This is a genomic window from Mesorhizobium sp. M0778, assembly GCF_040320105.1.
Taxonomy (GTDB): domain Bacteria; phylum Pseudomonadota; class Alphaproteobacteria; order Rhizobiales; family Rhizobiaceae; genus Mesorhizobium.
Map to the genome: position 1 here is coordinate 507,273 of NZ_JAMYPA010000001.1, position 12,788 is coordinate 520,060.

At 62.1% G+C, this 12,788-nt stretch carries 14 protein-coding genes; 7 read left to right on the plus strand and 7 right to left on the minus strand.

Annotation, left to right across the window (positions count from 1 at the left end; genetic code table 11):
• The first annotated feature begins 48 nt into the window (after positions 1-48).
• Both NKI22_RS02590 and NKI22_RS02595 read left to right on the plus strand, forming a co-directional pair.
• A complete protein-coding gene (locus NKI22_RS02590; RefSeq protein ID WP_023720968.1) occupies positions 49-279 on the plus strand; it encodes a hypothetical protein in 231 nt (76 codons plus the stop codon).
• Between the two features lie 100 nt (positions 280-379).
• Complete coding sequence (locus NKI22_RS02595; RefSeq protein WP_023720967.1) at positions 380-811, plus strand: GlcG/HbpS family heme-binding protein; 432 nt, start codon at positions 380-382, stop codon at positions 809-811.
• Positions 812-821: 10 nt separating this feature from the next.
• On the opposite strand, the gene NKI22_RS02600 is transcribed toward NKI22_RS02595, so the two are convergent.
• The 3 genes from NKI22_RS02600 to NKI22_RS02610 form a co-directional block, all read right to left on the minus strand.
• A complete protein-coding gene (locus NKI22_RS02600) occupies positions 822-1,223 on the minus strand; it encodes a hypothetical protein (protein ID WP_023720966.1) in 402 nt (133 codons plus the stop codon).
• 198 nt (positions 1,224-1,421) lie between these two features.
• Positions 1,422-1,604: a 50S ribosomal protein L32 gene (rpmF, locus tag NKI22_RS02605; protein ID WP_006203806.1), complete on the minus strand. Its 183-nt coding sequence runs from the start codon at positions 1,602-1,604 to the stop codon at positions 1,422-1,424.
• 139 nt (positions 1,605-1,743) lie between these two features.
• Complete coding sequence (locus NKI22_RS02610) at positions 1,744-2,502, minus strand: transglycosylase domain-containing protein (protein ID WP_352817776.1); 759 nt, start codon at positions 2,500-2,502, stop codon at positions 1,744-1,746.
• Between the two features lie 79 nt (positions 2,503-2,581).
• Here NKI22_RS02610 and NKI22_RS02615 point away from each other — a divergent pair, with 79 nt between their 5' ends.
• A complete protein-coding gene (locus tag NKI22_RS02615) occupies positions 2,582-3,499 on the plus strand; it encodes a polyprenyl synthetase family protein (RefSeq protein WP_352494184.1) in 918 nt (305 codons plus the stop codon).
• Positions 3,500-3,677: 178 nt separating this feature from the next.
• Here the strand turns inward: NKI22_RS02615 and NKI22_RS02620 are convergent, their stop codons facing one another.
• The 3 genes from NKI22_RS02620 to tkt all read right to left on the minus strand — a co-directional run bounded on the left by NKI22_RS02620 (position 3,678) and on the right by tkt (position 8,946).
• Complete coding sequence (locus NKI22_RS02620) at positions 3,678-5,567, minus strand: potassium/proton antiporter (protein WP_023720962.1); 1,890 nt, start codon at positions 5,565-5,567, stop codon at positions 3,678-3,680.
• Between the two features lie 218 nt (positions 5,568-5,785).
• Complete coding sequence (gene gap, locus NKI22_RS02625) at positions 5,786-6,796, minus strand: type I glyceraldehyde-3-phosphate dehydrogenase (RefSeq protein WP_023720961.1); 1,011 nt, start codon at positions 6,794-6,796, stop codon at positions 5,786-5,788.
• A gap of 158 nt (positions 6,797-6,954) precedes the next feature.
• Positions 6,955-8,946, minus strand: coding sequence for a transketolase (gene tkt / locus NKI22_RS02630; protein WP_352817773.1), 1,992 nt, complete (start codon positions 8,944-8,946; stop codon positions 6,955-6,957).
• Positions 8,947-9,206: 260 nt separating this feature from the next.
• Between tkt and NKI22_RS02635 the strand changes: the two genes are divergently transcribed.
• The 4 genes from NKI22_RS02635 (at position 9,207) to NKI22_RS02650 (ending at position 11,708) form a co-directional block, all read left to right on the plus strand.
• A complete protein-coding gene (locus tag NKI22_RS02635) occupies positions 9,207-9,479 on the plus strand; it encodes a DUF4164 domain-containing protein (RefSeq protein ID WP_006200774.1) in 273 nt (90 codons plus the stop codon).
• Between the two features lie 4 nt (positions 9,480-9,483).
• A complete protein-coding gene (locus tag NKI22_RS02640) occupies positions 9,484-9,849 on the plus strand; it encodes a cell division protein ZapA (protein ID WP_023720959.1) in 366 nt (121 codons plus the stop codon).
• A gap of 174 nt (positions 9,850-10,023) precedes the next feature.
• Positions 10,024-10,683 (plus strand): peroxiredoxin, encoded by a 660-nt coding sequence (locus NKI22_RS02645; protein ID WP_023720958.1) that lies wholly within the window; start codon positions 10,024-10,026, stop codon positions 10,681-10,683.
• Positions 10,684-10,835: 152 nt separating this feature from the next.
• Entirely contained in the window at positions 10,836-11,708 is an 873-nt protein-coding gene (locus NKI22_RS02650) for an MBL fold metallo-hydrolase (protein WP_023720957.1), read from the plus strand.
• Between the two features lie 204 nt (positions 11,709-11,912).
• Here the strand turns inward: NKI22_RS02650 and NKI22_RS02655 are convergent, their stop codons facing one another.
• A complete protein-coding gene (locus NKI22_RS02655) occupies positions 11,913-12,428 on the minus strand; it encodes a hypothetical protein (protein WP_352817770.1) in 516 nt (171 codons plus the stop codon).
• Positions 12,429-12,788 lie beyond the last annotated feature (360 nt).

Consider the following 12,788-nt stretch of genomic DNA (forward strand, 5'->3'; position numbering starts at 1 on the left):
CTCTGCTATCAAGGGACTGAAGATAATTTACCGGATTGGATAACGCTCTTGGTCGAGAACTCTAAGGACACTGCCCGTGCGCGGGCCGATTTGCGTTTCAAGAAACAGGAAGAGGCAGCCACGGTGCGCCAGAAGGCCATGGCGGAATATGTCGCCGAGAGCGACGCTCGCCAGGCCAAAACCAACAAGCTGCGGGCGCTGCGCCTCGCCAAGGAAGCGGAAGACCTGGCCAATGCGCCTCCGGCGCCGGTGAAGAAGTCCCGCGCCAAGAAGAAATAAGCCGGCGCTCCTTGGATCGCATTGCTTCGTTTCGTACGCGGAACAGTTTTCACCGCGATCTGTTCTGCCGGTTGATAACTGGCGCGTTTAGGAGGCGGCCATGACCGCACTGACGCTCGACAAAGCCCTTGAGATCATCGCCGCCGCCTTTGCCAAGGGTGCCGAGCTCAAGCTCAGGCCGCTTGGCGTCTCGGTGCTCGATGCCGGCGCCCATCTGGTCTCGTTCCAGCGTCAGGACGGCGCCTCGTTCCTGCGTCCGCAAATGTCGGCCGGCAAGGCCTATGGCGCGCTCGCTATCGGCATGGGCTCGCGCCGGGTGGAGGCTTTCGCCAAGGAGCGCCCGCATCTGATAGCCGGCGTCTCCGACGTGTCGGGCGGACGCGTCCTGCCGGTCGTCGGCGGCGTGCTGATCCGCGATAAGGCTGGCACGATCATCGGCGCCGTCGGCATTTCCGGCGATACGTCGGACAATGATGAAACGGCAGCCATCGCTGGCATCGAGGCGGCTGGCTTCACCGCCGACCCGGGCTGAGCCGGAATCCTTAATTCATGTTGATGTCGCGGCTGGCCGACCGCATCGACACCGAAAAGCCGGCCAGCACGTCGATCAGTGCTATGACCATCAGTGTGAAGAAAACGGAATGGGCGGCGCCCTTCACCAGCAGGAATTCGACCAGATAGGCCACAAAGACGAAGGTCGACAAAAGGTGGTCCATGATCGAGGCATTTGTCGTTCGCGTCGACTTCACCACTTCGACGAACAAGAAGATCAATGCGATCAGCACGATGAGATCGCCGAGGGTCATCGAGAACACCCCGCCCGACATCATCCGGACCGAAAACATTTCGGTCGCCCACGGGTCGTCGCCGCTGCCGAATATTCCCAGAAGCCCGAGATTGTAGAGAATGAAAGGCACGATCAGCAGCGGAATGGCACCGAACATGTGGCGGCTCCGGTTGGACTGATCTTTGTAGAGTGCGCCCGGCGTTCGCCGTCAAGAATTTTCGTGCGGCCCATAAACACGGACAAAGACGGCGTGAAACAACAATGTCAGCCCCGGTCGACACGATCAGTTGTCGACGAACGCAAAAAGACCGGCCAGTGGCCGGTCTTTTGCAATAATAAACCGTCGAAAGCTGTCTCAGCTTTCCTTCGGCTCCAGCACCTGGCGACCGCGATACATGCCGGTCTTCAGGTCGATATGGTGCGGACGGCGCATCTCGCCGGAGTTCTTGTCCTCGACATAGGTCGGGGCCTTCAGTGCGTCGGCGGAACGGCGCATGCCGCGCTTCGACGGAGAGGTTTTTCGTTTCGGAACGGCCATGGATATGCTCCACTACATGGTCAAAACGCCCCGGCGGCCCTCGTGAAAGGGCCACGTCAGGGGCCGGAATCTGAGAAAGTCGGCTGCCTATACACGCCCGATGGCGTTTTGGCCAGCGTCGCGGTGTTTTTTTTTGACACTATCGCAGGCAGCCGACATAGGCGCCGGCGCGGCCCGCGCGCCCTTCGATCAACGCGGCAAGCCGCCTCAGTCCCGGCCCGGGCTTCGCCGGATTGCGCACGATCGGGTTCGGCAAGGTGACGGCAAGCAGCGCTGCCTGTCGGCGCGACAGCTGTTTTGCCGAGACGCCGAAATGATGTTGGGCGGCGGCCTCGATGCCGTAGATGCCCGGTCCCCATTCGGCGATGTTGAGGTAGATCTCCATGATCCGCCGTTTCGACAGCACCGCATCGAAATAGACGGCCAGCGGCAGTTCGACGACCTTACGGACCGAGCCCAACGGCCGCGACCATAGATAAAGGTTCTTTACCGTCTGCATGGTGATGGTCGAGGCGCCACGCGTCATCTCGCCGGCGAGCGCATCGTCGACGACGCCGCGCAACTCGCCTAGATCGACGCCGCGATGGAAACAGAACTGCCCGTCCTCCGACATGATGACCGAATATGCCAGCACCGGCGCCACATCATCGATAGAAACCCAGCGCCGATCGTAGCCGGAAAACGTCGCGAGGTCCTTCAGCATCAATGTCGACACCGGGTGCACGAATGACGGCAGGTACAGAAAGGTCAGAACCACCGGCATCAGCGCCAGCACGATGGCGACAGCGATGCCGCGCCGGACCCAGCGTTGAAGACCGATGCGGCTGCCGCGTCTCGGTCTCGCCATGTCCAACCCTTCGGTTTCGTGATCGACGATCGGTTCCGCCAAGCCACCCAATCCGCGCTACTCCCTGCCCCCGGCATAATGGCGCTTGGCTTCTTGCGCAACGTCTGAGTGTCGGCTACCGCTCCCGACCATGACGAAAGACGACCAAATGGCGTTCGAGGCTGCACTTATTGCCCGGGCAGTTCCGCTCGAGGCGCTGCTGAGGCGGTTGCTCGACGGACGCACGCTTTCAGGCGAGATCGCGCGGCCGGAACGCCTGATGGCCGCGATGCGACATGGCGTTCTGAACGGCGGCAAACGACTGCGCCCCTTCCTGGTCATGGAAAGTTCTGCACTGTTTTCAGCCGACGTCGAGCCGGCGCTGCGCGTCGCGGCAGCGCTCGAATGCGTGCACTGCTATTCGCTCATCCATGACGATCTGCCGGCCATGGACGATGACGATATGCGCCGTGGCCAGCCGACCGTGCACAGGGCTTTCGATGAAGCGACCGCCATTCTTGCCGGCGACGCCTTGTTGACGCTTGCCTTCGACATCCTTGCCGACGAGGCGACAATGCTGCCGGCCGAGCGCAGGGCAGCGCTGGTGCTGGCATTGGCCCGCGCCGCAGGGGCCGGCAGCATGGTCGGCGGCCAGATGCTCGATCTCGAGGCCGAACAAAGCCGGCCGGACGAGGCTGGCATCATTCGGCTTCAGGCGATGAAAACCGGTGCGCTGATCCGCTTTGCCTGCGAAGCGGGCGCCATCGTTGCCGGCGCGCCGTCGGGCGACCGCGAAAGGCTGGCCGAGTTCGGCTCGGCGATCGGGCTTGCCTTTCAGCTTGCCGACGATCTGCTCGACCTGACCGCCGACGCGCATCAGATGGGCAAGGCAACCGGCAAGGATGCCGCGGCCGGCAAGGCGACGCTGGTCGCGCTGCACGGACCGGACTGGGCGCGGGACCAGCTCCATGGCCTCGTCGACCAAGCTCATGCGCTGCTCGAGCCCTATGGCGAACAAGCCGCGCTTCTGAAACAAGCGGCGCAGTTCGTTGCGGCCCGCAACAATTAAGCTGCCCCCTATGGCGCGCCGTACAGCCACGGAGAATTGGCGACTGTTCGGCCAGATGCCCTCGCAGCCGGCCGATCGGGATGATTTCCGGCGATGTCGGACCACATGGACTCGCCACGCCAGTTGCCGAACCATTCTTCAGCCTCGCGGCAGGGCTCCGCGGCTCGGGTCGACGCGGTCAGCCTTCGCCAGTTGTCTTTTCCACCACGGGCTGCGGAACCGGTTCCATTTCGGCCACCGCCTCGACCGCTCGCGCTTCGGCCGGCTTGCGCCGGTTGCGGATGAAGGCGGCGATACGGTCGCGGATTTCGCCGGCGCTGAGGAACACCGGAACGCGTGCCACCGGCGCGGTCGGCTCGAAGGATAGGCCAAGGCCGGTGATCCTGCCCTTGTCGTCGACATCGCGGACGATCAGCTCGATCGGACCGAGCAGCACGCGGTCGGCATATTCGGCGTGGCCGCCGAGCCGCGCCGTGACCAGATCGCCAATGGTGAGCTTGCGTTCCGCTTCGGTCAGGCCCGGCGCGTAGGCGGTCTCCAGTTCCTCGGCGGAGCGTGACGGATCGACGGCAAAGGCGCCGAAGAAATCCGCATCCTCGGGATCGACCACGGCACGGCTGGCGAACAGCTTGTCGAGCAGGCGCGGATAGCGGTCCGGCACGAAGATGTAGACATGATCGCCGGCCGCCAGCCGGCCCATATCCTGGAAGCGCATCGAGCGTCCGTCTCGCAGCACAAGCGACGGCCGCGCCCAGCGCGGAATGCGTTCGCCGCGCGCCACCGGGCTGCCGGGTGCCACGCGGTAGGCAAGAAGCTCATGATGGGCGGAGCCCGGCAGTTCCAATTCGACCTTGTCGAGCGGTCCCAGGCGGGCCGGCACGATAAGGCCGAGGCGGCGCGCCAGCGGCCCGACGGTCCATCCCTGGATGACCAGAGAGACCAGCACGATGATGAAGGCGGTGTTGAAGATGAGGCGGCCGTTCTCAAGACCGCCGAGCAGCGGCGTGATAGCAAGCAGGATCGACACGGCGCCACGCAGGCCAACCCATGAGACAAAGGCGACTTCCGGGCGTGGCAGACGGAACGGCACCAGGCATAGCCAGACGGCGACTGGCCGTGCGACAAATATCAGGAACAGTCCGAGCAGCACCGCCGGCACCAGGATCGCCGGAAATTGCGAAGGCGTCGCGAACAGGCCGAGGATCAGGAACATGATGATCTGCGCCAACCACGACATCCCGTCCTGAAAGCGCTTGAGGATGGTGACAGCCCGGATATCGGAATTGCCGGCGATCAGGCCCGCGAGATAGACCGCCAGGAAGCCGGAGCCGCCGACGGCGCCGGCGGCGGCAAACACCATCAGCGACAGCGTCAGCACGAAGATCGGCAGCAGGCCGTGATCTAGATTGAGGCGATCGACAAGGCGCACGATGGCCATGCCGCCGAGAATACCGATGACCGCACCGAGCCCCATGTTGACAAGGAAACCGACGGCAAGATCGGTAACCAGCACCTTGGCCTCGGGGTGGGTGTTGGCGGCGATGACCTCGACCAGCGTGATGGTCAGGAAGATGGCGATCGGGTCATTGGTGCCGGATTCCACCTCGAGCGTCGAACGCACGCGCTCGCGCAAATTGATCTCGCCGGCGCGCAGCAGGAAGAACACCGCCGCGGCGTCGGTCGAGGCCACGGCGGCACCGAGCAGGAAGGATTCCAGCCATGTCAGGTCGAGCAAATAATAGGCGGCGGCGCCGAACAGGCCAGTGGTCAAAAGGACGCCGAAGGTCGCCAGCGACAGCGCCGGCCCGGCCGCCTGCCGCAAGGCATTGAGCGGCGTGCCGAAGCCGGAATCGAAAAGGATCACCGCCAGCGCCAATGAGCCGGCAAAATAGGCAAATCGGGCATTGTCGAAATGGATTCCGAGACCGTCGGTTCCGGTGGCAAGGCCGATGCAGAGAAACAGCAGCAGGAGAGGGGCGCCGAAACGGAAGGCGATCAGGCTCGAAAACGCGGCGGCAACGACAAGTGCTGCGCCAACGAGCGTCACCAGATAGATACCATGCTCCATTCGTTGGTCGCCCCTAGTCGATATGCTCCGGCATCACGGGAGAGTGGGGCGAAGACATGGCCGCTGCAAGGCAGCAGCGCGGCTTTTCGCCCTACGCTGCCGATAGTCGAATGTTTTGGCACCTCCGAGCAGCGGAGGCTGCCTCGGGGGGGCGTGCTGCAACGAAAAACGCCCGGACTGAGCCGGGCGTTGTCCAAGTCGAGAAGATGGTTCTGCGATCAGGCGATGGTCTTGCCGAAGGCGACAGCGGTGTCGCCCATGCGGTTGGAGAAGCCCCACTCATTGTCGTACCAGGCCAGCACCGAAACGAAATTGCCGTCCATGACCTTCGTCTGGTCGAGCGCCACGATCGAGGAGTGCGGATCGTGGTTGAAGTCGATAGAAACATTGGGATGACGAGTGACGGCAAGGATGTCCTTCAGCTTGCCGTTCGAAGCGGCGATTACCGCGTCGTTGATTTCCTGGACGGTGGTCGACCGCTTGGCGATGAACTTGAAATCGACCAGCGAGACGTTCGGGGTCGGCACGCGGATGGAGATGCCGTCGAGCTTGCCCTTGAGCTCGGGCAGTACCAGGCCGATGGCCTTGGCGGCACCGGTCGAGGTCGGAATCTGCGAAAGCGCGGCGGCGCGGGCGCGGTAGAGGTCCTTGTGCATGGTGTCCAGCGTCGGCTGGTCGCCAGTATAGGAGTGGATCGTCGTCATCATGCCCTTCTCGATGCCGACGGCCTCATTCAGCACGGCCGCCAGCGGCGCCAAGCAGTTGGTGGTGCAGGAGGCGTTCGAGATGACGATGTGGTCCTTGGTCAGCTTGTCGTGATTGATGCCATAGACGACGGTGAGGTCGGCCCCCTCCGCCGGAGCGGAGACGAGAACGCGCTTGGCACCGGCGGTCAGATGGGCGGCGGCCTTGTCGCGGGCGGTGAAGATGCCGGTGCATTCGAGCGCGATGTCGATGCCGAGTTCCTTCCACGGTAGTTGCGTCGGATCCTTGATCGCGGTGACCTTGAATTTTTCCTTGCCGACGATGATCTGATCGCCGTCAACCGTCACCTCATGCGGAAAGCGGCCATGCACGCTGTCGAAGCGCAGCAGATGCGCGTTGGTCTCGACCGGGCCGAGATCGTTGACGGCGACGACGTCGATATCCTTGCGGCCGGATTCGTGGATGGCGCGCAGGATGTTGCGGCCGATGCGGCCGAATCCATTGATGGCAACTCTGACGGTCATTGTTCTCTCCCTGGGAGTTGGGGGCCGAAGATCAAGTCCGCAGCTTCATAACGGCGGACGGGCAAAGAATCCAGCCGCCGAGGCTCGGATTTAAATCGATTAGTGCTCCGCCGGCCGGCAAAACCGCTATGCCAGCCTTTGCGGATCGGGGCTTAATTTCATTTGCCGTGCAGACGGGCTTCCGCCGCCTTCACCGTTGCTTCGGCGGTGATGCCGAAATGCGGATAGAGCTGTTCGATCGTGCCGGAGGCGCCGAAGCCGGTCATACCGATAAAGATGCCTTCGGTGCCGATGAAATAATCCCAGCCCTGACGGATGCCGGCTTCGATGGCAATCTTGAGCGGCGCATTGCCGATCATCCTGCTGCGATAGTCGGCGCTCTGCTTGTCGAACAATTCGAAGCACGGCACCGAGACGACGCGGGTAGCATGGCCGTGCTTTTCCAGCGCCTCGCGCGCGGCCAGGGCGATCTCGACCTCGGAGCCCGAAGCGAAGATTGTCACCGCCGCCTCGCCACTTGCGGCGGCAAGTTCATAGGCGCCGCGGCTGGAGAGGTTTTCCGCAACGAAGTCGTTGCGTACCGTCGGCAGGTTCTGCCGGGTCAGCGCCAAAGTCGAAGGCGTCTTTTCCGATTCAATGGCCAGCTGCCAGCATTCCGCGGTTTCCACCGCGTCGGCCGGGCGGAAGACATTGTGGTTCGGGATGGCGCGAAGTGCTGCCAGATGCTCGACCGGCTGATGGGTCGGGCCGTCTTCGCCAAGGCCGATGGAATCATGGGTCATGACGAAGATCGAGCGGATGCCCATCAACGAGGCAAGCCGCATCGCCGGACGGGCATAATCGGAAAAGCACATGAAGGTGCCGCCATAGGCGACAATGCCGCCATGCAGCGTCAGCCCGTTGAGCGCGGCCGCCATGCCGTGCTCGCGAATGCCGTAGTGGACATAGCGCTGGCCGTAATCGTCGGCAGTGATGTTCTTGGTCTGGCTGGTCTTGGTGTTGTTGGAGCCGGTCAAATCGGCCGAGCCACCGATGGTTTCGGGCACGGCGCCGTTGATGACCTCCAGCGCCATTTCCGACGATTTGCGGGTGGCGACCTTCGGCTTGTCGGCGGCGAGCTTCTTCTTGTAATCGCCAATGACAGCATCGAAGTTGGCCGGCAGCGTGCCACCGATGCGGCGTTCGAATTCGCCGCGCAATTTGGCGTCGGCCTTGGCAAGGCGGCTTTCCCAGTCGGTGCGCGCCTTGACGCCGGCCCGGCCGGCGGTACGCCATGCGTCGAGGATATCGGCCGGAACCTCGAACGGCGGATAATCCCAGCCGAAGAATTTTCTGGCGCCGGCGATTTCCTCGGCGCCGAGCGGCGAGCCATGCGCCTTGTTGGTGCCGGCCTTGGTCGGCGCGCCGAAGCCGATCGTCGTCTTGCAGGCAATCATCGTCGGCTTGTCGGAGTGGCGGGCCGCTTCAATGGCATAGGTGATCGCTTCCGGGTCCTGGCCGTCGATATGGCTGGCGTTCCAGCCGGACGCCTGGAAGCGGGCGACCTGATCGGTGTTGTCGGCCAGCGACACCGGGCCGTCGATGGAGATGTTGTTGTTGTCCCAGAAGACGATCAGCTTGTTCAGCTTCAGATGTCCGGCAAGCGCGATGGCTTCCTGGGACACGCCTTCCATCAGGCAGCCGTCACCGGCCAGCACATAGGTGTAGTGGTCGACGAGATCGTTGCCGAAAGCGGCATTCATGATGCGCTCGCCGAGCGCGAAACCGACCGAATTGGCAAGGCCCTGGCCGAGTGGGCCCGTCGTCGTCTCGATGCCGGCGGCATGGCCGTATTCCGGGTGCCCCGCGGTCCTCGACCCCAATTGGCGGAACTGCTTGATCTGGTCGATGGTGATGTCTTCGTAGCCGGTCAGATAGAGCAGCGAGTAAAGCAGCATCGAGCCGTGGCCGGCCGACAGGATAAAGCGGTCGCGATCCGGCCAATGCGGGTTCTTCGGATCGTATTTGAGAAAGCGGGTGAACAGCACGGTGGCGATGTCGGCACAGCCCATGGGCAGCCCGGGGTGGCCGGAGTTTGCCTTCTCGACGGCGTCCATGGCGAGAAAACGGATCGCATTGGCCATCCGGTCATGTTGTTCGCGCGAGGTCATGCTTCCTCCAAAATGGGGGTTTGGGCTTTGGGAAAGCCCTTGAAAAGGGTGCGCGACACATAGCAGGCGCGGCCTTTTAGTCAACAAATCGGTGTGCTTTTGCCGGTCTTGTGATGGCCATGCACCGCTTACATTAGCGTTAGCAGGGGACAGTCGCGATCGCTTTATTGACGTGCGGTTCACACGGCGCGTAATGTTTCAGGGATAACGCGTTCTGAACGTGGATGATTCGGTGATGGGCAGGGCGCAGGACGAAAGCCATGACCGGGGAAACGACCCTCAAGGAAGTCATTGCCAGGCTGGGTAAGGCCATCGAAGGGCTGGAAAACGCCGTCGCGGCCAAGCTCGAGCACGAGCGGGACTATTCGGAAGCCGAGGCCGAAGTGCAGCGGATGAACGCCGACCGCTCGCGGCTGGCGCAGGAACTCGACAATTCCGAGGCCCGCGCCGAACGGCTGGAAGATGCCAACAAGGAAGTGTCGCGAAGGCTGGTGACAGCCATGGAGACCATCCGCGCGGTACTGGACAGGTAGGCCAATGGCACAAGTCACGGTTTCCATCGACGGCAAGCAGTATCGGATGGCCTGCGACGAGGGCCAGGAAGAGCATCTGATCGATCTTGCCGAGCGCTTCGACCGCTATGTCTCGCATCTGAAGGATTCTTTTGGCGAGATCGGCGACCAGAGGCTGACCGTGATGGCCGGCATCATGGTCATGGACGAGCTTTCAGAACTGCAAAAGCGGGTCAAGGGCATGGAAAGCGAAGTGCTGACGCTGCGCAAGACGCGCGACGACGCACTGACCAAGGCCGACAAGAACGATTCCGTGCTGACCGGGGCGCTCGGCGCGTTGGCCCAGCGCATGGAAGACCTGACGACGACGTTAGCAGTGAGCAAGGCCTGAGCCAGCGCAGCGAAAATTCCTGCTGCATTTGCCGAGAAGCAATGAAAATATTTCGCCGCCGGCCTCGATGCCGGCGCAACAGCCGTTTGAAGGATGACGCCGGAGTGGTAGAAAGGCAAAAGCAGCGCCGGTCAACGCCGGCTGCGATCTGCACTCACAAGGTAGGGACATGTCATGAGCCTCCGCATCAACGATATCGCGCCGGACTTCACCGCTGAGACCACGCAAGGACCGATCAGCTTCCATGAATGGATCGGCGACGGCTGGGCGGTATTGTTCAGCCATCCGAAGAACTTTACGCCGGTTTGCACAACCGAACTCGGCACGATGGCCGGGCTCGAAGGCGAGTTCAGGAAGCGCAACGTTAAGATCATCGGCATCTCGGTCGATCCCGTCGAAAGCCATGGAAAGTGGCAGAACGACATCAAGACGGCGACCGGCCATTCGGTGAACTACCCGCTGATCGGCGACAAGGATCTCAAGGTCGCCAAGCTTTACGAGATGCTGCCGGCGGGTGCCGGCGAGAGCTCGGAGGGCCGCACGCCCGCCGACAATGCCACGGTGCGTTCGGTCTACGTCATCGGGCCCGACAAGAAGATCAAGCTGGTCCTCACCTATCCGATGACGACGGGCCGCAACTTCGACGAAATCCTGCGCGCCATCGATTCCATGCAACTGACCGCCAAGCACCAGGTGGCGACGCCGGCGAACTGGAAGCAGGGCGAGGACGTCATCATCACCGCTGCTGTCTCGAATGAGGATGCCATCAAGCGCTTCGGCGCCTACGAGACAATCCTGCCATATCTCAGGAAAACCAAGCAGCCTTCCGCCTGAGCAGGCAGAGGCGGCACGGAGAAATTTTTGGTTTTCCTAGCCGTGTGAGCACGGGGTGCTTGACGACGCCTGGTTGACGGACAACCATGCCTTTCATTTGCCGTGGCTGAGAAAATCATTCCTGCCACGGTGAGAGATCAAGGGGGCTGGGATTGGACGCATTATCGGCTAGGTCGCAGGTCACCGGCTTCTATGACAAGCCGAGCGGGTCCGTCCAGTATGTGGTCGCCGACATGGCGACCCGCAAATGCGCCATCATCGATCCGGTGCTCGACTTCGACGAAAGGTCCGGTGCAACGGCAACGAAAAACGCCGACGCCCTGCTCGACTTCGTCAGGGAAAGCGGGCTGGAGGTCGAGTGGATCCTCGACACGCATCCGCATGCCGACCATTTGTCCGCCGTCCATTATCTGAGGGGGAGAACCGGAGCGCCGACGGCAATCGGCGAGAGGATCATCGACGTCCAGAAATTGTGGAAGGTGATCTACAACTGGCCGGAATTCCCCGCCGACGGTTCGCAATGGGACAGGCTGTTCGCCGACGGCGCGACTTTTTCGGTCGGCGGCCTTCCGGCAAGAGTGCTGTTTTCGCCGGGCCACACCCTGGCCTCGATTACTTACGTCATCGGCGACGCCGCCTTCATCCACGACACGCTGTTCATGCCGGACAGCGGCACCGCAAGGGCAGACTTTCCCGGCGGCAGCGCCGAGCGGCTCTGGCGTTCGATCGAGGACATCCTGGCACTGCCGGACGAGACACGTCTGTTCGTCGGTCACGACTACCAGCCGGGTGACCGCGAAGCGCGCTGGGAAAGCACGGTCGCGGAACAGAAAGGCGGCAACATCCATGTTGCCGGCTGCAAGACGGAAGCCGACTTCGTCGCGCTCCGCCAAGCCCGCGACAGGACGTTGCCGATGCCGCGGCTGATCCTGCACGCGCTGCAGGTCAATATGAATGGCGGACGCCTGCCGGAACCGGAATCCAACGGGCGGCGCTATCTGAAATTTCCGCTCGATTGCCTCTGAGGAGATGGGTCGCTGGCACTACAAATGCCATTTCAAACTCGGCGCCCGCTCATCGTTCCGAGATGGTCATCTAAGTTATTGATTAAGTTATTGATCCTGATTCGATTTTTGCGATGTGTGAATCCGATAGGTCGCCATACGGGAGAAGGTGGCGGCAGCCGGATGAGGAGCGGCGCAGACGCCAGCTAAGTGTTTAGTCCAGCGTCAGGGTTTTGTTCGGCGGGCTAAATGTTCATACGTGATTTGCCAAGGATCGCTCTCGGAAGATCTTTCCTCGCCAATCCAATGGAAGCTGTTGGCAGTGATCTCAGTGAAACGCCATCGAGTTTTCAGACCGCGCGAGTCATTGCCGAGCTGGACAATGTCCTTACCCTCGGCCCGGCCGATCTGGCGCGAGTGATCCCGGTTGAGCGGGTCGTTCCATATGATATGCCAGCCATCGATCCCAGGATCGAAGATGCGCAAGGTTGTGCCATACATCGTCGACGGCGCAGGGCGCTTGGGCCTGATCCAAACGTCCTGAATCGCGCGGCCTTCGAGCACCCAGCCAAAATGGCATTCGCCATCCCATTTCTGGATTGTCCCGTCATCGAGGCAGTGGACCGTGTCCATTTCCCAGCTTCCAATTAGCCATCCATACAGGTCCATGTCTTTCGCTCGGTCGGCTGGGGGACCTTCGGATCCGAGAGCGGTCAGAAACGGAGAAATCGTCATCGTCATATCGCCTTTCGTTTCCGAACAGACGAGTTCAACTGCCCGGCGCGGCCCGGCGGCCCGTTGTCGCCCGCCTGCCGCAAGCGCCGCCTTGTGGAATTTTGCGACGGAAGCCCGTGTCGGCGCCGGAACATTGCCGCCACAGCTTGCAGCGTTGCGGTTTCCAGAGCTTGGGGAAAATTGCGATAATGCCGCTATCGATGGGATCGTCTGCGGACACGATGGCGAGGCTACTGAGCAGTTTATGGCAGTGGATCGGACATCCGCGAAGGCGCCGCGGAACTGGCAACCTTCTAAAATAACGGCGGCGCCAGTTACCTGACGCCGCCGTTATTTGTTTCTACCGGCCGTTATTTGTTTCTATCG

Coding starts and splice junctions, on each gene's coding strand:
- NKI22_RS02645 (WP_023720958.1), top strand. CDS start 10,024: ATGAGCCTCCGCATCAACGATATCGCGCCGGACTTCACCGCTGAGACC.
- NKI22_RS02655 (WP_352817770.1), bottom strand. CDS start 12,428: ATGACGATGACGATTTCTCCGTTTCTGACCGCTCTCGGATCCGAAGGT.
- NKI22_RS02620 (WP_023720962.1), bottom strand. CDS start 5,567: ATGGAGCATGGTATCTATCTGGTGACGCTCGTTGGCGCAGCACTTGTC.
- NKI22_RS02595 (WP_023720967.1), top strand. CDS start 380: ATGACCGCACTGACGCTCGACAAAGCCCTTGAGATCATCGCCGCCGCC.
- gap (WP_023720961.1), bottom strand. CDS start 6,796: ATGACCGTCAGAGTTGCCATCAATGGATTCGGCCGCATCGGCCGCAAC.
- tkt (WP_352817773.1), bottom strand. CDS start 8,946: ATGACCTCGCGCGAACAACATGACCGGATGGCCAATGCGATCCGTTTT.
- NKI22_RS02600 (WP_023720966.1), bottom strand. CDS start 1,223: ATGTTCGGTGCCATTCCGCTGCTGATCGTGCCTTTCATTCTCTACAAT.
- NKI22_RS02615 (WP_352494184.1), top strand. CDS start 2,582: ATGACGAAAGACGACCAAATGGCGTTCGAGGCTGCACTTATTGCCCGG.
- NKI22_RS02640 (WP_023720959.1), top strand. CDS start 9,484: ATGGCACAAGTCACGGTTTCCATCGACGGCAAGCAGTATCGGATGGCC.
- NKI22_RS02635 (WP_006200774.1), top strand. CDS start 9,207: ATGACCGGGGAAACGACCCTCAAGGAAGTCATTGCCAGGCTGGGTAAG.
- rpmF (WP_006203806.1), bottom strand. CDS start 1,604: ATGGCCGTTCCGAAACGAAAAACCTCTCCGTCGAAGCGCGGCATGCGC.